This is a genomic window from Enterococcus sp. DIV0901a (assembly GCF_051711525.1).
In the GTDB taxonomy this organism is placed as follows: Bacteria; Bacillota; Bacilli; order Lactobacillales; family Enterococcaceae; genus Enterococcus_B; species Enterococcus_B faecium.
On record NZ_JBIOMW010000001.1, the window covers coordinates 481910 to 502646 of the forward strand.

A 20737-nucleotide genomic window follows, 5' to 3' on the forward strand; every position below is an offset into this window, starting at 1 on the left:
GTCTTTTTTAAACGATTAAGAAGAAAAAATGATGAATTTATTGTATAATATAGGACTATGAGAAATGAAAAAGGAGAATATCATTGAAAACAAAGGAAAAGATCTTGGAAGCGACCAAAGATCTTATTTATAAAAAAGGCTATCATGAAACGTCAATCCGAGATATTCTAGCAGCTTCTGATACAGGAAAAGGTCAATTTTATTATTACTTTTCTTCAAAAAAAGAAGTTTGTCTAGCGGTGATCCATGCGCATATGGACGTGTGGCAGACAGAATTGTTCGAAGACATCTTAAATGCTGGAAAACAGCCAGAAGAAGCATTAGAAGAAATGTTGGACTGGATTTTTGCTGATCATGAGACACAGATCACTTATCATGGCTGTCCTGTAGGTAATTTGATTATTGAGTTGAGTACAGTGGATGAAGAATACCGTCTGTTGCTACTAGAATTAGTCAATCAATGGGTCAAGTATACGAAACAAAATATCCTGGCACTTTCTGAAGAAAAACTGTCCGATGAAGAAGCAGACCGTCAAGCCAAAGCGTTGATTGCTGAAATCCAGGGAAGTATCTTATTGTTGAAAGTCACACAGGATCTATCACTACTTAGACAAAATTTTCAATTGATCAAAGAAAGATTGTTAACTTCGCAAAAGGTTCTTTAATAATTAGAGGTTGTGACAGAAGTGGTCAGCTTCAAGAAATAAGAAGGAATTTACGAAAATTGCTTCTCAAATTTTTGTGAAATTTCGGCTTATTTTTCGAAGAAGCTACTTCTGGAACACCGTGTATTAGAGGTTGTGAAATCAGCGCTTTGACCTGAGTATTAGAGAAACAAACGGCAAAATAGTTCCTCATATTTTGCCGTTTTTTGAGCTAATACCGAAGGTTAGCTGATTGAACACCGTTTAGTGGAGAGGTTGTGAAAAAGCTGCCCTGCATCAAGTAATAAGAACAGCCAAATAAAAATAGCTGCTCATGTTTTTCGTTTGGTTGGGCTTATTACCGCAGATACAAGCTTTGGAACACCGTTTAAGGAAGAGGTTGTGAAAAAGTCGCTTAGTTTCGAGTATTAAGAAAAATTTTGTGAAAATGGCTTTCTACATTTTTGCATAAATTTGGCTTAATACCGAGAAACTGGCTTTGGAACACCGTTTACCCAGAGGTCGTAAGCCTGCCGTTTCACTTCGGGTCACAAGGAACAATTTCAAAAAACAGCTTCTCATGTTTGTTGAATATTGTGACTTGTGACCGAGGAGTTGGCAGGAGAATACCATTCACTGGAGAGTTTGTCACTTGTCACAACTTTTTTAGTTCTACACAAATTGAAAGCGTTTTGTTGGTGCGAACTTCTTGTTGCAGTGTATGATAGAAAAAAAGATTGGGAGGGATTAGGATGTGTGGTCGTTATTTTTTTGATCTAGAGTCAGAGCTCCTTCAGAATTATTATCGAGAAGCCCAGAAGAAACAACCGGAGCAGGCAGCAGAATTAGCAGCTGGAGAAGTTTTTCCTTCAAATCTTGTTGTTACGTTAAGAAAAGAGGAAGAAAACATCCTCACTCCGGAAATCATGAAGTGGGGATTTACCGGATTTAAAAAAGGACAATTGATAATCAATGCCCGTGCAGAGACAGTAGAAGAAAAAAAGACCTTTCATCAACCATTTTTGCAAAATCGTTGTGTTTTCCCAATGAGTGGCTTTTATGAGTGGAATGAAGAAAAAGACAAATTTATGTTTTCAAATAAGGAAAAAATAGTGTATATTGGCGGTTTTTATCGTAGCCATCAGGATGAAAAAATGGCAGAATCAATCATAATGACTACTGAACCTAACCGCACAGTCGCACCAATCCATGACCGAATGCCGCTTGTCTTGACTGAAGAACAAATCGAACCTTGGGTAACAGATATTTCTTTTGCGCGAAAAATCATTACTCAGCAGATGCCTGAATTAGTAATGGAGAAGGTATAACATAATCGATTTTTCAAAGAAAGAGCGGCAAAAAACGAAAAAGACTTCAGCACAGATCCCAAAAACAAAGAGAACAGAAGAAATGCTCATAAGCTGCATATACTGCATCTATAGGGTCACAGTCGACCTTTCTAATGTATAGCTTCTATTTGTTTTTTACTCGTGCTGCGAGTCTTTTTTATTTATACCTAACGAGGTTTATCATTATGACTCTTTGAATTCTTGGAATCTAAAATTCAAAGTTAACGACTGGTTGGCAGTTGTATATTCTCTGAATTTATAGATAAGAGGTTGCCATTTATCCACATTGATATGAGTTGGATCATGTAAAATCCCTTCTTCTACAAAAATAGCTACGATCTCACGTTCTACAATAGCAAAGTCTTGTCTAGTTGAAATTCGTTGAACCAATGTTTCTATTTGAAGCGGGCATTCTTTGATCCGAACAGTTGAAACTTCTTCACCTGCTAGTTTCGTGAACTTTCCCAATTGAAATTTGTCAGAGCAAAAGGAATAGCCAGCTTTTTGTTTATAATCGGGCATGATAGGATGGCCTGTCGTCTTTGCGATTTTCTCCCAAAGCGTTTTATCTGCAAAATTGAAGGTAGCGGGGGGGTTAGCTATAGTATTTGGGTAGCTTTTGGATCCATAGGTTCAATGTTTCTTGGATTATTTTTTTAGTTAAAGAAAAAATGAACTGGCTACAATTTATTTCTATTTATATCCAATAAGATATACTTTAAACAAAACAATTTTCTAGATAGTTTACAAAGGGGAATTTTGCGTTACTTAGTGTTATATAGTATACTTTTATTAAGGGAGTGATGATAATGCTTGTTACAAAATCTAGATTACAAGGAAGTTCTGTAGTGGTAACTTTACCTTCTGATAACGGAAAGAAACCTTCAGAAAACCAAGAATATATCGTTGTGTATTCTGATGATGGAACAATTACGTTAGTTCCAAAAATTGAAGATCCATTTAGTGGTGGGGAAGAGGCCGAGTATTATGAGAAAGACGAATGGGAAGATTTAACTCCTGAAGGGAGAGAAATTTTATAGTGTCAGAAGAAAGAATTTATATTCCTAAAAAAGGTGATATTGTATGGATTGATTTTGATCCCTCCGTAGGAAAAGAAATTCAAAAAAGACGACCAGGACTAGTCGTCTCTCGTTATGAATTTAACCGTAAAACAATGTTTTCGGTCATATGTCCAATTACTTCCACTATAAAGAATTTACCGACACGTTACTCATTACCTGAAGAGCTAGATATAAAAGGACAAGTAATTATTTCACAATTAAAATCTCTTGATTTTAAGGAACGAAAACTCAAAAAAATAGAAAACTTACCATTGCAAGACATGGCTAAAATTGATCAGATTATACAGTATATGTTTTAAGCATTGTAAGTAAACTCTATAATATTTTTATATGCTAAACATAACGAAATTAAAAAAAGGCCAAGTAAATGTCGTTCATTCTACTAGTGTGGTCGATGGCATTAATTTCCGTATCTTAAACTAAAGAATATATAGCATTTTAAACGAATGATTGAGGTGATTTCCTCAAGTCATTCGTTTTTTTGTGTCACAAAACTTGTTTTTTCACGACATATCTTAACGTATACGAAAAGTCGCGACAATACTTTAACAGAAAGAAGAAAAAGAACAACTGACAGTTTTAGTCCTAAAAAATCTAAACTCTTTAGATATGAGTAATGTCATTTTAAACTATATCGATGCTTAAAAACGTAAAATTTGGGATCAAGATCTGTCTAGGAAAGAATTTCTATAGTTTAACTGAATAACACAAAAAGGCATATCATGCGACAAGAAAAACAATGAAAAGAGAAATTTGCCATCACTGGAACATCCGTACAGAAATTAGCATAGATTCTGAAAAATCTACCGCTAGTTTCTATTTAGTTGTTCTAACGACACCAATACTTGTAATGCTCGAAAATGTGCAATTGGGTCAGATAGTGAACCAAAGTAGAATCTCAAAGCGACAATTATGAATGTAAAAGTACCTTTTATGATTAGTTTATTCTCTAATTGATTACATCCCGTATAATTAATAAAATTACTTTGCCGATTACACGATCTTATGTCAGTAGAGCTTTTAGGTACACTATCAATACAGTTCATTCCAGTATAATGTAAGGTTTTTTTATTTGGAGTCACTTTTTGTCAATATTATTATTTACAATACCTTCTATAATAAAAGTTATTTAAGGAAGTGTCTATGAATGAGTAAAAATTCTAAAGGATTCCTAACCATCTTATTAGCTTTTATAGGGTATATGTTGGTTGGGCTGCTAAAATCATACAGTAATGAGTTGCTGAATTTTTCAACATTTATTAATGATACATTAGTTCCAAGTTTGTTTTTCATTGTATTTTTTGCTGTTGGTTATTTTATAATAAAGATATAATGACTAATTTAGCTCAACTATTCCAGCGTCAGCTGAAGATATTGCAATTCCCGATTCCTTAATCATTTATCTGGATGAGACAGAAATTGAAGTTGCAACAGATGTGCATGTAGTTGAGGATAAAAATGATAGTTTAAAAATTAATAGTTCAGATACTTTACTAAGAGTAAGTCCTATCTTTTCAGCTGTTATTTAGATGCAAGTAGCAACTAAGTTAGGTGGTACTCCTGCAATGGATAGGTATTGGTGTGTTCGATATATAAGTGGTCGAAGTATCAAGGTTATGTATACTGGATGGGAGATAGAAGAGTTAAAAATTGGAGGTCACCGCCACAAATGGAATTTAGATTTAGAGGTACCTTAGATTTGGTATAGTTATTAAACACAAGATGGCCTGGTTTGTAGGGAAAGTCGAAGAGTATTTTTCCACTTCTGCGCCCCTTTAATTTTTCTAGTAATGCCGTGAATTTGTGATTAATTGGAAATATGAAGAAAGGAGAGTCTATGAAAACAACACTAGTTCTATTCTATAAAAAGCATCCTTATTTTACACTTCTGATAAATATATTGTTGGCTAGTGTTATCGGGATTTCTGTTGAATATCTAATAAATAAAGATTTCATAGGTTCTGGTTTTTATACGGCTTTATTTCTTGGACTTCTTGAAGCATTTTCCATTTATAAAAAATCAAAAAAATAAAATAGATTGCCGTAAGAGATCTTTTTCATTTCATTTTTTTCTGAAAACCCGTTGTTTTTGTCAGTGAAGCAGCGGGTTTTTAGATTTATTGTCTTTAGACCTAATTGAGCGCGCCGAGCGAGTGAAATACAAAACCACTTGCTATGCGGGTGGAGCAATAAAGGGAAATAGTTTAGCCCGTACAAAGTAGATGTGTAAATACCACATTGTATTCACACCAAAGTATAGAAGAAAAATAATTTATAATCAATATCGAGCCAATATTCAGGAGATCATCAAGAGATTGTGCAAATCTAAAATATAAATTTGGGTATCGACACTTTTGGGTGGAAGGATACTATGTGACAAAAGTAGGACAAAATGAAGCGACCATCAAAAAGTACATTCAAGAACAAGAAAAACATGATAGTGCGTTAGATAAGCTGAGTGTACGAGAGTAAGACGATCCTTTTAAGGGCTAAGGAGTAGTACATAAACCTTTTAAGAGGTGGGCAAAACTGGCAAAGGCAATATGGCTTGAACATAAAATATGAAAGCCAGCGTCTTTAGGCGCTGGCCGGTGATTTGAGCTTATAGCTCTAGAGAAAACCACCCTTTTGAAGGGTGGTTATGATTAATGACTTTAGTCAGTTTTGCTCACAAAGCGTGTGGAACAAAAAACGGGTGTTTCTACGGGTAGATATTTATTTCTTGAATGGAGGTGTCCCATACATTTTTGGTGTTACTGGTTCTAATTTTGGTGCAGCGCCTTCGATCTTAGGTTCTTTCAACCATTGATATTCGCCTTCGCCATCCAGTGCTTTGCCACTAGCCCAAGAACCTTCACTACTTTGGTCTCCCTCTGAGAAGTTATAGAAGTCATAAGCAATGTCTTTTCGTTCTTTGTCACGCGGGAAAGTACTTGGGACTAAGATTGAACCTTCTTTTTCTTCTAATTCTTTCACTGCACATTCCCATAGATTTTGATGATAGCTATCTCTTGCAAGGAGAACAGACAGCATATCTTTTACGCCACGATCATCGATCATTTCGTAAATACGTGCTACTTGAAGTCTTCCTTGTGATTCGGCATTTAAATTAGCTCTAAAGTCTGCTAACAAGTTGCCACTCGCAATGATATAGGCACCGCTCCATGGATTGCCCACGCTGTCAGCAGGACGAGGTCCTAAGCCAGCTACGATCGCGTGCTGTGGATTCATTCCAGAGATAATGGCACCGATTGTTGGATCTTTTTGCATCGCTGCTTCTTGATCTTCAACAGGCGCACCCTCTAATAAACGAGCAACCATTGTCGCCAACATTTCCACGTGGCCGATTTCTTCTGTTGCAATGTCCATCAGCATATCTTTATATTTTTCTTCTCCTCGGCAGCTCCAGCCTTGGAACAGGTACTGCATAGCTACACTCATCTCGCCATATTGGCCGCCGATCAGCTCCTGCAGATATTTCGCGATTAATGGATTCGGACGATCTGGTTTTGCTTCAAACTGCAATTCTTTCTGGTGTCTAAACATCAAAATTCCTCCTAATCTATTTTTAATACATTCTCATTCTGCTACGAAAGATTAAAAAATTCAAAGAAAACGCTCGCGAATTATATAAAGTATTGGTATCATTAATAATTTTTTTAGAATCATACCTTATAAATTGTTATTTTCAGAACAAAATGATATCGTTATATTAAAACCGACATCGGTTACATTAAAATTTGGAGGTAAAATATGAAAAAATTATTGTTTACAGGGTTGCTGGCAAGTTCAGCATTGTTTTTATTAGGAGGATGCGGATCAAGTAATGCAAGCGATGCCAGTTCAAGTGCAGCAAATTCTTCTGAAAAAACAAGTGATGGAAGAAAAAATATTGATTTCTGGTCCTTTTGGGGATCCGGTGCACGAAAAGAAGCTATCGAAGAAATCATTGAGGATTTCAATCAATCACAAAACGAGATCCATGTAAATTATAAGTATCAGCCATGGGGTGACATCTGGACTAAATCTTTATCTGCAATAACAGCTGGAAATGCACCCGATGTTATTGTACAGGACATAAATTCCGTTGCCCAAAGAGCAGAAGCACAGCAAGCAACTAATCTCTCCAAATATGTAGAAAAAGACACTTCTAAGGATTTTTATCCGCAGCTTTGGGATACAGTAGAATATGAAGGTGATCCTTATGCGATCCCATTCAATACAGATACACAAGTCATTTTTTATAATAAAAAGTTATTTAAAGAAGCTGGAATCAATGAACAAGATCTACCGACAACTTGGGATGAATTAGAAGAAACAGCACGTAAACTAGATAAAAAAGAAGGAAAAGAATTTACACGCATCGGTTTTTATCCATTATGGAATTTAGGGGCTGATGTATGGGCGCTAAACGCAGATAACGGGACTAGTTGGTTTGACAAAGATGAAAAAGTCAAGATTGATACTAAAAATAAAGTGGAAGCCTTGGAGTGGATCCAAGACTGGCAAGATTATTATGGGAAAAATACGATCAATAAATTAGAAGCCGAATTTGGGTCTGGTGTATCTGATCCATTTATTTCCGGATTAGTAGCCATGCGTGCCCAAAATATCAATTATTACTCTAGTTTGATGGAAAATGCACCGGATGATTTTGATTTTGGCGTGATGCAGCTCCCAGAAAAAGAAGAAGGTTCAGGCCATTGGTCGTGGGGTGGCGGATTCGTCTTGGAAGTACCATACGGAGCAAAAGATCCTGAGGCCTCTTATGAATTCATCAAATATCTTTCTTCTCCAGAAGTACAAGAAAAATTCGGCGAAAAAAGTTTTGATATCATGGCGAGCAAGACAGCCAATGAGAATTTAGTGAATAATGACAACCTAACGGATAAAGGAAAAATGATCTATCAAATGGCGGACGAAAACTTTAAAAATACGGTGATCACACCAGTTCCTTTAGATGCTCCGGATTACACGACATTAGTGAATGAACAGATTGACCAGATTCTTTTAGGAACAAAATCACCAAAAGAAGGATTGGCAGATGCACAAAAAGCAGTAGAAAACTTAGTCAAGCAAAATCAATAATCCATTTTTGACTGTCTAGGTACAGAGGAGGCAAGAAAATTTGAAGCGTTTATCTATCCGAAAGAAAAAAGAAGCAAGATGGGCCTATTTATTTATCTCGCCTTTTATTATCGGGTTCTTGGTATTTATGCTAGGGCCTATGCTTTTTTCAGTTATTGGTAGTTTCACCGATTATAATTTGACATCCAAGATGAATTTCATTGGTCTAGCAAATTTCAAAAGAATGTTCGTTCACGATGATTTATTTTGGAAATCGTTATACAACACCGTTTATTTCGTCATCTTCAATGTACCGCTGACGACGATTTTCAGTGTGTTTTTAGCCACAGTACTCAATCAAAAAATCAAAGGAATCAGTGTATTCCGTACAGCTTTCTATTTACCGGCAGTCTTATCAGGAGTAGCAGTCTACATCTTATGGATGCAGCTGCTTTCTCCATCTGCAGGATTGATCAACACATTTCTGGGCTGGTTCCATATCCCTGGACCAGCTTGGCTGTTTGATCCACAATGGACGAAACCTGCGTTGATTTTGATGAAAATATGGAGTTCTGGAGGAGCAATGCTACTTTACTTAGCTACATTACAAAATGTTCCTAGATCTTTATATGAATCAGCAGAAATCGATGGAGCAGGCGTTTGGGGAAAGTTCAAAAGTATTACTTTGCCATTAATCACTCCTATTATTTTTTACGATGTGATCACCTCTACGATCGGTTCTTTCCAAATTTTTCAAGAAGCTTATGTCATGACGAAAAATGGAACAGGCGGACCTGCAAATTCTTTGCTTTTTTATAATCTGCATATGTGGAACAAGGCGTTCGTAGCTTTTGATATGGGTTATGCGATGGCTATGTCAATGATCCTGTTTCTGATCGTGTTGGTTCTGACGTTTGTCAATTTGAAGATTGCACCTAAGTGGGTCTATTATTCTGGAGGTGACGGCAAATGATGGATTATTTCAAAAAGACCAGTGTGAATCGGCAAACAAAAAAAATACTAAGTTATGTCCTCATGACAGTAATAGGAATCATTTTGATCATTCCATTGCTTTGGATGGTGTTTACTTCATTGAAACCAATGGAAGAAATCGTTCGTTATCCTCCGACCTTTTTCCCAGAAAAAATCGTATGGGAAAACTATCTGGATACGATTGCCGCCTTTCCTTTTTGGCGCTATGCAAGAAATACATTATTCATCACTGTGCTAGTAGTGATCGGTAATGTCCTTTCAAATTCTTTTATTGCTTATGGATTTGCGAAGCTTGATTTTCCTGGGAAAAAGCTGATGTTTGCTTTGGTTCTTTCTACGATGATGATCCCGGGGTTTGTAACGATGATCCCTCAATATGTATTATTCTCCAAGATCGGCTGGGTAGGTACTTATTTGCCCCTGATCGTTCCATCGTTCTTCGGCAATGCGTTCAATATATTTCTGATGCGTCAATTTTACTTATCGATCAATAATGAATTGATCGAAGCTGCTGAAATCGACGGAGCGAATCATTTGTACATTTGGAGTCATTTGATGCTTCCATTGACGAAACCTGCCTTGATTACCATTGCGATCAATTCCTTCAACGCAGCTTGGAATGATTTCTTAGGTCCTCTGTTATATATCCAAGATCAAGAAAAATACACGTTACAGATTGGCTTGCAAGTTTTTCAGAACCAAGCAACGACACAATGGAATTATCTGATGGCAGGAGCAACACTTGTCTTGATCCCGACGATTTTGCTGTTCTTTTTTGCACAACGTTATTTCATTGAAGGGATGGATTTGACAGGAGGTTCAAAAGGATGATGAATCGATCGATTGGTAAAAAAGCCAATGATTATTTCTTAGAAATCATTGAATGGATTCCACGTCTTATCCATTTACAGCTACTATGGTTCCTGTGTGTCTTGCCTGTTTTCACATTAGGAACTGCAAGTCGAACAGTTCTGTATATGATTTATCATTACAAAAAAAATGAAGAGAAAAAGCTCGGTTCACTATTCTGGAAAAAGTTTCGTGAGAACTTCTCTCTTTATGGAAAGCAAGATAGTTTAGCAAGTAGTTATTTTCTTCTTTTATTCATCGATTATCGGATTTTCCGCTATTGGGGTGGGGGAATTGGCTATACATTGATGTATACTACGTTGTTTTTGCTTCTATTAAGCGCGCTTCTCTTTAGTTACAAAATCTTGCTTCAACTGGAACAAAAAGAAGCTTCTTGGATTACTGCATTTTTCTTGTTTTTTAATGATTTCAAAAGCGCGCTTTTCTATTTGGCAGGCACGTTGATCCTTCTTGTCGCATTCTGGTTTGCAGGACCAATCTATTTTGCTTTATTAGGTTTCAGTTTCTTGTTTTATTTTCAAGTCCTGCTTTTTATCCATCGTACGCAAGAAAAGGTTCTTAAAAAGGAGGAATAACATGTTGCGTTTGATTGCTAAAATCGATGATAGTATTATCAACAAGTTCGCCAAGCAACGGAAAACGGATAGTCGAAAAATCAATTTTTTGAAATTTATCAGTAATATCTCTAATGGTGGTTTTATTTGGTTGCTCCTTGCTGCTGTTTTAGTCTTGATACCTGATACTAGAGAATATGGTCTAGCCATTCTTATCGGCAGTTTGATCTATTTTTTTGTTGGTTTGCTTTTTATCAAAAAAACGACAAGACGGAAAAGACCTTATGAAAAAAATCGTCGGCTTGTCCTTTACACAAGTAAACCGAAGACTTCTTCTTTTCCTTCAGGACACACAGCGCTAGCCTTTTTATCAGTAGCTGCGTTGTTCGAATTAAGTCCAGTTGCAGGAATATTAGCCTTTTTATTTGCTTGTTTGATCGCTTATTCGAGGATTTTTTTACTTTTACATTATCCTACTGACATTTTAGGAGGAGCTATTTTAGGAAGTGTTATTGGCATCCTATGCGCTGCCGTTATCTGAATTAATTGTACGAATAAAGCATGAGTGCGTAAATGCGCATTTGTGCTTTATTTTTTTGTTTCGAGGAAAGCGTAGTTGTTTATTCATTTGTCTTAATAACTTAAGTTTTGTTAAATGAGAACGTTATAAAATTTTATAATTTAATTTTAATAATAAACGTTGTATAATTGGTGTTTTTTAACTAAAAAGGATATCATTTGATTTAAAATTAAAATTAAATTAAATTATAATTAGACGGGCATTGTTTTGTTGATTGTTGTGAAAGAAGACAAATATTTTTGAAAGGAGTATAAGGATGTGAAAGGGTTAAAATTGAAGCTTTTGCAGTTAGTAACTGTCAGTTTGCTATTTGGACCATATTTCCAGTCAGTCTATCATATGACGACACTGGATGTAGCTGCTGAGTCAACAGAAACAAAGGAGGATGAGGTATTCTTAGATGAGGACTATGCAAAAATTGAAGGGAAGTATATTGAAAAAGAAGAAACCCTTGAATGGCATCTGGCTTTTGAAAAAAAGGAAAGTGCCAATGAAGGTAGAATACGTTTAGCAATCGATGCGGCAGCCGCCGGGATTGGTACCGTAAAAAACGTTCGTGGAACAGGTCTATCCTCCTATGATGAAGATGGAGAAGACCTAAAAGTCGAGACGATCGATGGTCAAGAATGGTATGTCGGAAAAGTTTATTCAAAAGAAGCAGAAACCGGCACATTGATTTTTGAAACAGAAAAGATCCCCGATGTGAACGAAGGGGAACTACCTCTTCAAGTGGTGGTTGATGAAAGAATAGATAACCAAGAATTACAAGAAAATGAAACTGATACAGAAGATTCCGCTGAAATTCAACGTAGCGAAGAAAATGAGATGGAAAAGCTGGACGAACCAATCGTACCCAGCGGTCAAGCACTCCAGCGCATTCAACGCCAGTTATTCAACGGTATTTTGGAGCGTCTTGGGCCAACAGCTACGCAAGACCCCTATGAATATATCTATCCTAGCGGAGAAGTTGAAAACGAACAGCATCGCTACCCGAAATTTACAACGAATGACTATACAAAAGTGTTAGGAAATTGGACACAAAGCAATGAACGCTATCAAGGAGACAAAGGCTCGCCATATGACGGAGAGAACTTGATCGATGATAGTGATTATACAAACGGGGGAGCGAACTGGCGAAATTACGACTATGCTACTAATAATGGATCAACTGCAGGCGAAGAAGATAGAAACGTTCCAGCTCAAACCGTTCAGCTTTGGGGAAATGAACGGAATTTTGAAAACAGTTACTTGGATTATAACGGGGCGTACATCAAAAAATGGGTAGAACCTGTTCTGCCAAGCACCGCAGCATCTGATCTACATCCTGAAGATGCAACAACCCTTTACAATGTCTATCTAGATGTCATCGGGGGCGAGAAAAAGGAAATCAGTCCAATCGATATCGTTTTTGTTCTAGATAAGTCAGCGAGTATGAGTGAATTAACCGCTGGGACCAATAGTCAAACTAAAAATGCTGCGTTGATTGAGGCAGTAAACGAAATGAGTAAAGATCTGCTCTCTGACCCGAGTCTGGATATTCGAATCGGTATGGTGAATTTTTACCATAATAGTACAGCTATCAATAACCATGAGCAAATCAGTTCGGACATCTTTCCATTGACAAATGATATCAATCGTTTGACGGGAAGTGAGAATACAGCATTAAATCGTACACCAATCGGAGGAACTCCGCTTACACTAGGGCTTAAAAATGGCTATGAAACATTGTATAAAGACAATGGCGGAGAAAATAGAAATCCAGAAAAAATCCTGATCGTTGTGGGAGATGGGACACCGACCTTCAGTTATGCACCGATTCAGTCAAGTTATCGTACGAGCACTAATGGAGCTTGGAGCAACTGGACTGTGATGGAAGATAAGATTGCTGAAGATAATGGCGTTTTGTTCAGAAATTTTGAGGAGTTTTCTGGGAATACTTCTAATGCAGGGTTTACTCATCCAGTTACCTATGCATCTGACTTTAACCGTCCAGAAGATGAAGTAAATGTACACTATCGTTATGGAGAGGTAAAAGAAGGAGATAATAAAGCGACTCACTGGGTTGGTGATGGTTCTTCTAATAACAATACGAATGGCAGTCCTACTTCGCAAGAAAAGTCATCTGCGATCAACACAGTTGCTTATCATCATTGGCTGAAAAACAAGTATCAAGAGAACCCGCCAAGTATCTTCTCCATTGGTTTAGGAATCGATGGAAACGTTAGCGGGAGACAACGACTAGATGCTATTGGACGAAATGTATTGAAAAATATTGCTGATTTAGAAGAAGATGGCGTAACACCGCGATATTACAATGCGAACAACAAGAATGACATTGTTACAGCCTTGGAGGATATCTCTTCTACCTTCAAGAGAACGATCCAGCAAGCCACACTTTATGATGAAACTGGTTTTAATGTCTCACCATTTGGAGCTGGCAGATCGGCAGATATTCAGTTTTACCATCTAGATCCAGGAGAAAACGGCATGAAGTACCAAGAGCCAGAAATATGGGATGAAGAACGTCATGGACAAGCCCCACCAGAAGTAGTGGCGACTCCGACAACGTATGTCGGACGGGAAAACCAAGCTTATAAATTTTCTCCGATTTCTTTAGGTGAAGGGGAAATGGTCAGGATCAAGTACCAAGTAAAACTTGATGCGGGAGCTCAAGACGGAAATTTTTACACAGTGAACAATATGGCCTATATTCAGAACCTGGAGGATTATGAGAATGATATCACTACTGGACGGATGTATTTCCCATCTCCTTCCATTCGTTACGAACATAAAGGCCGTAATTTCCAAGTCAGCAAGAAGGGTCAAAATGGCGAGCCGTTGGCTGGAGTCGAATTTGCATTATATGACCAAAATCCAGAGAGTGGGGAAGCCGAACCAATCGAAACAAGTAAAACGACCACGGACGGAATAGCGATCTTTGAAACGAAGATGCCGATTTTAGGAGATGAAACTGGAGCAGTCAGCGACATATTTTGGATCAGAGAGATCGCTGGACCACCACGTTATCAGTTAGTAGATGAGACATATCAATTCCAAATCAAAAAATATGCAGCCAACGAAGATGAGATGTTAGGTCACTACGAGCTTGTAGATGAATATACATCTGGTTCGAGAGTCGGCGGACCGGAAGGTAAAGATCCGAATTCCTATTATGAAGGAGAATATCACAAGCTTTCTGTTGTACAAGAGCCCAACATAGAAGGCACAGAGTATGATGAGTTGTATGTCAAACTGGAAATGCGAAATGAATTCAAGCCAATCCACATGAATATCAATAAACTAATTGAAGGCAGTAATATGCCAATCAATGGCGCAGAGTTTGAACTTTATGAAACAGATGGTAACGGACTGGAAATCGGATATCCAGTAGCGAAAGGGCTTTCTGGTGTGAACGAAGTAGAGGAAGAGAAAGGGAGACTCACGTTCTATTCAGTAGATGAAGACGGGAAATATGTAATCGTGGATGGTGAGAAAGTTATTCATCCAATCGGAGAGCCAGATTCATTTGTTTATAAGGATAGTGAAGAAACTACCAACTATGCAGAATACAAAATCATTGAGAGCCAGAACCCAGAAGGTTTCAAAGAACCTGACGAAAATGACACATGGATCTTGCGACTTTACGATAATGGTATAGGGACTATCCAGCTCAAGCAAACAGGTGAAGAAAATTGGCAATATCTCACGTATACAACAGATGAAGAGGATCGTTTATGGGTAGCATTCACTGCTTACAATACGTTTGATTATCGGGAGATCCGAGTGAGAAAATTAGACCATGAAGGCCATACATTAGATGGTGCAGGTTTCGATATCAGGAAAGTGGGGGATTCTTCCTTCCCGCTGTATCGAGCATACACTGGTAATCCGTTAGAACCAGAAGAATCGAAACGTTTGCCTGGGATCGGATACTTCTATTCTCGTGCCGTAGGAGTAGAAAAGTATGTCGATTTAAATTACGACCAACCTCTGCATCTGTCTATCGGTGAATATGAGGTCTCGGAATCTGTCGCACCAAATGGGTATCGGCTATCTGATCAAGTGTTCCAGTTTGCACTGAATGAAGAAGGTAAGTTTATCATTGAAGATACGGTCATCGAAGACGAAACTGCTCCCTTGCCGGAAGGCTATGAAATCATCGATGGTGTACTACAAGTAACCTTAGAAGATGAACTAGCGCCAATCGATTTGGAACTTTTGAAAATTGACAGTATGAATAGCCGACGTCTTGAAGGCGCAGAATTTTCAATTGAGAAACAAAATAGTGCAGGAGAGTATGAAATCATCGAGGGAGGCTTGGCACCAGATCCAAACGATTCTTCCCTATTCAATGCTTCAGACTTGTTGGAAGGGGTCTATCGGATCAAGGAAGTGAAGTCACCTGACAGCTATAGAAAACTTCCAGGTTACTTTATTTTAGAAATTAGTTATCGAGAAGAACCTGACATAGAAAATGATCGGGTAGTTCCAGGAAAAGAAGCGGGTACACTAAAAGTTGAGATTTCGTATTATCCAAACGAAGAAGCAGAGACGCCTGATCTACAGCAAGAGTTAGAATATGAACTTTTGGAGACAAATCGAATCAGATTACAGCTTAGTGTCGGGAACGATCCTGAAAATCCGTTGCCTGCTACAGGAGGATCCGGACGATTATTCTATATCCTGCTTGCTGCATTCTTCATGGCGCTTGCAGGAGCAGCCTATGGTTTGTTTGTCAGACAATCTAAAAAGGAGGGAGCAAGGTAATGAAAAAGCTGTTGTGTTTGATGCTTCAATTACTTGTTTTACTACCGCTTGCAGCAGTCCTTCTTCCACAGGCGATGTCGGCAGAAGAATCAGGGGAAGATGTCGTGGAATTCGTGTTGCATAAACGGATGATTCGAGATATCGATTATAACGATCAATTTGAATACCATGAAAATGATGGCTTGGCTATCTCTGAGGAAGCAGGGGAAACAGCAGATATCATTTCACAGACGGTGCCACTAAATGGAGCGACATTTGCCATTTACGACATGACCGATTATTATCATGAAAAAAAAGCTGCTGAAAACATGACTCCTAAAGAATTCGTCCAGCAAATCGCTGAAACGAACAGAAACAATATCCGTCAGCTAATCACAGAAGAAAGGCTTGTCCAAATAGGGACTTCGGTAACAACTGGGAAAGATACGGTTGGCGGATTAGGAGACGGGATTGCACGTATCAAAGCACCTAAGAAAAACCAAGATCGGGATGCAGTTTATTTGATTTTCGAAGAATCGATTGATCCAGAAGTTGGATTGGATGTTGATATCGATCAGACAGCCATCCCAATTGCTGCTATTTTGCCAATTTATCACCCGACAGAATCAACCGAGGAACTGCAAGAGATTCATATCTATCCTAAAAATGTCGGTTATCTAAGAGATCCATACTTCTTCAAGTATGGACGTCAAAGAGGAACAACTGAAAAAGGAAAACCATTAGAAGGTGCTGTTTTTGCTCTATATCAGATGATAGAAGGGGAGAAATATTATTTAGATATGGCTCCTGCTAATGACTTGAAAAATCAATGGATCAAACCAGCAGACAATGATCCTTTGAATGACAAAAATGTAAGCAAATTCATTTCGGATAAAGAGGGCCTTGTTACGACAGGACAACGTTTCTTGCCTTCTGGCACCTATTATTTTGAAGAATTAAAAGGTGTGGAAGGTTACGAGATGGATGAAGCAAGTAAGAGAATCGAGGTCATCATCCCTGAATTTTGGGTGGATGCAAAAGGCCAACCACAATATGTAGTAGTTAACGGACAGGAGATGGCTGAATTAGAATCCGGGAAAGTTCCAGTCTCTGCCTATGAATCCGCAACACCACGTGTTTATAACGAGACCGTAAAAGAAACAACGGACAAACCGAAAGAGCCGAGTGGTCCAAGCAATCCAGGTCAATCAGGAAAATGGTCCGTATTCCCGCAAACGAATGAAGCAAGAACGTTGATTTCTTTACTAGGAATTCTTTTATTGTTAGGTGCTGTTTTATTAATAAAAAAAGAACGGGGAGAAAAAAATGAATAAAAAAATGATTGTCACGGGAATGAGTGTACTGTTACTCGTTACTGCGGGAATAGGGATTTTCGGGAACGGAAAACTAGTCAAAGCCGAAGAAGTCGCACAAAAACCAAGTGAAGTGACGATTACATTACACAAAAAAGGTTTCTCATCTGTTCCGGAAGAACGACCGAATAGCGGATTGGTTTCTACGGATTTTGGTGAAGAAAATATTCCAGGAGTCGATTTTGATTTGTTTGACGTAACGGAAGTATATTACGATTTGATTCGAGATAATCCTTTAACACCGGAACGAGAAGACGGTCTTAATTCTGCCGAAGCGATTGAATGGATTCAAAAACGGCACACAGAAAGTTGGTTTTTAAAATATCGACTGACAAGTATTGACAAACAAACAACGAATGAAGCTGGAGAAGCGGTATTCTCTACCGTCCAAGTGACGGAAGAAGCACCTTCTTCTAGAGATAAAGTCTATCTTTTCTTAGAAACTTATTCGCCAGCTCATATTTCCAGAATCGCGTCTCCAATGGTTGTCATGATGCCAGTGATGATGCCTGATATGGTGGATGGTGTGTGGGATGGTTCTACATGGAAAGACACATACAATACAGATGTGCATTTGTATCCGAAAAACGAAATCAGAGAAGCAGATAAACAGATGAATGTAGAGGAAAGCGACCTTAGACAAGTAACGATTATTAATGAAGCTGGAGAACAAGAAACGATTTCTTATATTGATCTAGAAAGAGGAAAAACGGCTTCTTACACGATCACAGCACCTATTCCTTATTTCATCGATTCTGTCCTTGGAAACGGAAGCGCTGTTATCAAAAATTACAAAATCACAGATACGCCTACAGTTGGTCTAACTTATTATGATCAGGAAATAGAAGTGCGAGCCGGCGAGACGATTTTAACAAAAGGACAAGATTATATAGTAGAAGTAGTAAACAACGGGTTTGTCGTGACGATTTTGACAGAAGAAAATGGAGTAGCCAAAGTAGATACTTTAGGTAGATTAGCAGATGCACGTGGAGGAGATTTAACGATCACGTATAATTTGAAGGTTTCCACAGAACTAGAAGCGGATGATTTCCATAACAACACAGCGGTTATTGAAATCGGACGAAATGATGAATTTGATTATGAAGAAGGAGTAGAGCCGCCAGAGAAAGTCACAACAGGTGGAAGAAAGTTTGAAAAATATGATGCATCAAGCAGTGAATTGCTTAAAGATGCAAGATTCGAATTGTGGAATGAAGACCGTTCTGAATACGCAATATTTTATAAAGGGGAGTCGCCTTTAGCTGTTTATGAATCAGGAGCAGATAGAATTGAGTGGGCAACAAGCGGACAAGCAACAGAATTTGTCGCAGATGGAAATGGATACTTTGAGGTTCAAGGGTTAGATTATGGAACCTATCAAATGAAAGAGACCATGGCGCCAGAAGGTTATGTACTTCCAACAGGTGAGGCAGCCTTTACTGAATTTATCATCTCTTATGGAAGCTATAATGAAGAAATTCAGATCGTAGGAGTAGAAAATCCAGGGCCAGAAAGAGTACCGAATATGAAACGCGGGTCACTTCCTGCTACTGGTGGGAACGGGCTCTTGGCATTCTTACTAATCGGAATAAGTTTGATGATTGGAGCGTACAGCTGGTACCGTAAATCTAAAATGAAGTCTGAAGTATAAGCAACAAAAATAAGCTGCAGCAATCGGTTTTATAAAGGTTGCTGCAGTTTTTTTAAATAAGAAGGTGAAGAAAATGAAAAAGAAAATAGGTAATAGACCTCAAACCCAAATCAGTCTTTTATTACAATTATTTATGGCAGTGATGTTTCTTGCCGGAGCTGCAGTTTTTACATATCCATTTTTAGCAGATGCTCTCAGCAATTATTTGGATCAAAGAAGGATCGAGAATTATCAAAAGCAGCTTGAACGCGATAAAGAAGAAAAACATGAGCAACAATTAGCAGTGCATGAAAAGAAAAATCAGACGCTTGCTCATACATCAGTAATCCCAGGAATGGGACAAGTCAAAGATCCTTTTGAGCAAGCGGTTAGAAATGTCCAAAATCCAGGAAAAGAATATTACGAACAACATATGATCGGAGCCATCTATATTCCGAAAATCAATGTTAGCTTGCCTTTATTTGATGAAACGAATGATCTTTTGTTAGATAGAGGAGCGACAGTCCTGCAAGGCACCTCTTTTCCAACTGGAGGAGAGAGTACACATTCCGTGATTACCGCCCATAGCGGTATTGCTGAGAAAAAACTCTTTACGGATCTTGAAGAAATGGAGCAAGATGACCGATTCTATCTTGAAGTGTATGGTCGGATGCTCGCTTATGAAGTCGTTGAGAAAATTGTTGTCCTTCCAACAAAAACAAATACATTAGCAATCAGAGAAAAGCAGGATCTAGTCACACTTATCACTTGTACACCTTACACCGTGAACACTCACCGATTACTAGTGACAGGAAGGCGAGTTCCCTTTACAGAAGAAGTCTCTTCAAAGATAGAACAGACAAAAAAATACCATCTTTATCGATTACTTATACTCCTTCTAGGTATATTGCTAGTGCTAACGCTTTTCGGTTATTGGTGTTATCGAAAATTTAAAAGACAAAAACAACTAAGGAAAAATAACAGATAATAGACCAATTATTAAGAATAACATAATAAATTTAAGCTGCTTGGAAGAGACAAACGCGATTAAATCGCATATTTCCAGTTTTTTTTAACGTTTGCTAAAATGACATTTTCCAGGTAAGCCAACTTGTTTCACAAGGGCTTCTTTGATATTGTAGTAGCAAGAAGAAAGATGGAGGGATTTTTTATGGCAAAAATCATGGTAGTCGAAGACGAAGAGATCATTCGACAATTGATCATGGAGGAACTTGAGAAATGGCAATTTGAAACCTTTGGAACGACCGATTTCAATCAAGTGTTCTCAGACTTTGAAAGAGAAGAACCACAGCTTGTATTACTAGATATTAATCTTCCCGTTTTGGATGGCTATTATTGGTGTCAAAAAATACGTGAAGTATCGAAAGTACCGATCATTTTTATCTCCAGCAGGAATACGAATATGGATATGATCATGGCTATGAACATGGGGGCAGATGATTTTGTGACAAAACCTTTCCAAATCGATGTACTGATTGCAAAAATCAATGCATTACTTCGCCGTTCTTACAACTACACAGAATTATCTAGTGAAATGATGAGCCACAATGGCATTACGTTGAATGTTGACAACGGAAGTATGGAAATCAACGGAGAGATCATTGATTTGAGCAAAAATGAATATCGTCTATTATTTATTTTGATGAAGCACAATGGAAAGATCTTAAGTCGGGAAAAATTGCTGCGAGCACTGTGGGATGACGAACGATTTGTAGATGACAATACATTGACAGTCAACATAAATCGGTTACGCCGAAAAATCGAACAGGCAGGTATCCAAGGATATATCGAAACAAAAGTAGGACAGGGATATATCGTTCCCTGAAAG

At 38.0% G+C, this 20737-nt stretch carries 18 protein-coding genes and 1 pseudogene; 17 read left to right on the forward strand and 2 right to left on the reverse strand.

Annotation, left to right across the window (positions count from 1 at the left end):
- Nucleotides 1-83: 83 nt before the first annotated feature.
- Together IGL70_RS02305 and IGL70_RS02310 are read left to right on the forward strand one after the other, a co-directional pair.
- Entirely contained in the window at nucleotides 84-665 is a 582-nt protein-coding gene (locus IGL70_RS02305; RefSeq protein ID WP_002286813.1) for a TetR/AcrR family transcriptional regulator, read from the forward strand.
- A 731-nt stretch (nucleotides 666-1396) separates the two neighbouring features.
- Nucleotides 1397-1972 carry an SOS response-associated peptidase gene (locus IGL70_RS02310; protein WP_002302305.1) on the forward strand — a complete coding sequence of 192 codons (576 nt, stop codon included), beginning with the start codon at nucleotides 1397-1399 and terminating at the stop codon, nucleotides 1970-1972.
- 204 nt (nucleotides 1973-2176) lie between these two features.
- Here IGL70_RS02310 and IGL70_RS02315 read toward each other — a convergent pair whose 3' ends face one another.
- On the reverse strand, nucleotides 2177-2515 hold the full coding sequence (locus tag IGL70_RS02315; RefSeq protein ID WP_002286804.1) for a hypothetical protein: 339 nt from the start codon (nucleotides 2513-2515) through the stop codon (nucleotides 2177-2179).
- Nucleotides 2516-2802: 287 nt separating this feature from the next.
- Here IGL70_RS02315 and mazE point away from each other — a divergent pair, with 287 nt between their 5' ends.
- From mazE to IGL70_RS02340, 5 genes and pseudogenes are all read left to right on the forward strand, one after another.
- Entirely contained in the window at nucleotides 2803-3033 is a 231-nt protein-coding gene (gene mazE, locus IGL70_RS02320) for a type II toxin-antitoxin system PemI/MazE family antitoxin (protein WP_002323011.1), read from the forward strand.
- Nucleotides 3033-3374, forward strand: a complete 342-nt coding sequence (locus IGL70_RS02325; protein WP_002302307.1) for a type II toxin-antitoxin system PemK/MazF family toxin — start codon at nucleotides 3033-3035, stop codon at nucleotides 3372-3374. Before mazE ends, IGL70_RS02325 begins: the two co-directional genes overlap by 1 nt.
- Nucleotides 3375-4222: 848 nt before the next feature.
- Nucleotides 4223-4408 carry a hypothetical protein gene (locus IGL70_RS02330; RefSeq protein WP_002304207.1) on the forward strand — a complete coding sequence of 62 codons (186 nt, stop codon included), beginning with the start codon at nucleotides 4223-4225 and terminating at the stop codon, nucleotides 4406-4408.
- A gap of 504 nt (nucleotides 4409-4912) precedes the next feature.
- Nucleotides 4913-5107 carry a hypothetical protein gene (locus IGL70_RS02335; protein ID WP_002295146.1) on the forward strand — a complete coding sequence of 65 codons (195 nt, stop codon included), beginning with the start codon at nucleotides 4913-4915 and terminating at the stop codon, nucleotides 5105-5107.
- A gap of 190 nt (nucleotides 5108-5297) precedes the next feature.
- Nucleotides 5298-5547, forward strand: a pseudogene (locus IGL70_RS02340) (transposase).
- A 243-nt stretch (nucleotides 5548-5790) separates the two neighbouring features.
- On the opposite strand, the gene IGL70_RS02345 reads toward IGL70_RS02340, so the two are convergent.
- Nucleotides 5791-6621, reverse strand: coding sequence for a manganese catalase family protein (locus IGL70_RS02345; protein WP_002286789.1), 831 nt, complete (start codon nucleotides 6619-6621; stop codon nucleotides 5791-5793).
- Between the two features lie 207 nt (nucleotides 6622-6828).
- Here IGL70_RS02345 and IGL70_RS02350 point away from each other — a divergent pair, with 207 nt between their 5' ends.
- The 10 genes from IGL70_RS02350 (at nucleotide 6829) to sapR (ending at nucleotide 20734) form a co-directional block, all read left to right on the forward strand.
- Nucleotides 6829-8163, forward strand: coding sequence for an ABC transporter substrate-binding protein (locus tag IGL70_RS02350; RefSeq protein WP_104873893.1), 1335 nt, complete (start codon nucleotides 6829-6831; stop codon nucleotides 8161-8163).
- A gap of 40 nt (nucleotides 8164-8203) precedes the next feature.
- Nucleotides 8204-9115, forward strand: a complete 912-nt coding sequence (locus tag IGL70_RS02355; RefSeq protein WP_081156409.1) for a carbohydrate ABC transporter permease — start codon at nucleotides 8204-8206, stop codon at nucleotides 9113-9115.
- The gene (locus IGL70_RS02360; protein WP_002286786.1) at nucleotides 9112-9966 is read left to right on the forward strand and encodes a carbohydrate ABC transporter permease; all 855 of its coding nucleotides are present in this window, start codon (nucleotides 9112-9114) and stop codon (nucleotides 9964-9966) included. Before IGL70_RS02355 ends, IGL70_RS02360 begins: the two co-directional genes overlap by 4 nt.
- Complete coding sequence (locus tag IGL70_RS02365) at nucleotides 9963-10580, forward strand: YesL family protein (protein WP_002339120.1); 618 nt, start codon at nucleotides 9963-9965, stop codon at nucleotides 10578-10580. Before IGL70_RS02360 ends, IGL70_RS02365 begins: the two co-directional genes overlap by 4 nt.
- 1 nt (nucleotide 10581) lies before the next feature.
- Complete coding sequence (locus IGL70_RS02370) at nucleotides 10582-11100, forward strand: phosphatase PAP2 family protein (RefSeq protein WP_002286782.1); 519 nt, start codon at nucleotides 10582-10584, stop codon at nucleotides 11098-11100.
- Nucleotides 11101-11397: 297 nt separating this feature from the next.
- A complete protein-coding gene (locus IGL70_RS02375) occupies nucleotides 11398-15906 on the forward strand; it encodes a VWA domain-containing protein (RefSeq protein ID WP_181042717.1) in 4509 nt (1502 codons plus the stop codon).
- A complete protein-coding gene (locus IGL70_RS02380) occupies nucleotides 15906-17219 on the forward strand; it encodes a pilin N-terminal domain-containing protein (protein ID WP_002328556.1) in 1314 nt (437 codons plus the stop codon). Before IGL70_RS02375 ends, IGL70_RS02380 begins: the two co-directional genes overlap by 1 nt.
- Nucleotides 17212-18909, forward strand: coding sequence for a SpaH/EbpB family LPXTG-anchored major pilin (locus IGL70_RS02385; RefSeq protein WP_104873892.1), 1698 nt, complete (start codon nucleotides 17212-17214; stop codon nucleotides 18907-18909). The genes IGL70_RS02380 and IGL70_RS02385 overlap by 8 nt, the downstream gene beginning before the upstream one ends.
- 73 nt (nucleotides 18910-18982) lie before the next feature.
- Entirely contained in the window at nucleotides 18983-19876 is an 894-nt protein-coding gene (locus tag IGL70_RS02390; protein ID WP_002298884.1) for a class C sortase, read from the forward strand.
- A 183-nt stretch (nucleotides 19877-20059) separates the two neighbouring features.
- Nucleotides 20060-20734, forward strand: coding sequence for a two-component system response regulator SapR (sapR, locus tag IGL70_RS02395; RefSeq protein ID WP_002291233.1), 675 nt, complete (start codon nucleotides 20060-20062; stop codon nucleotides 20732-20734).
- Nucleotides 20735-20737: the final 3 nt, after the last annotated feature.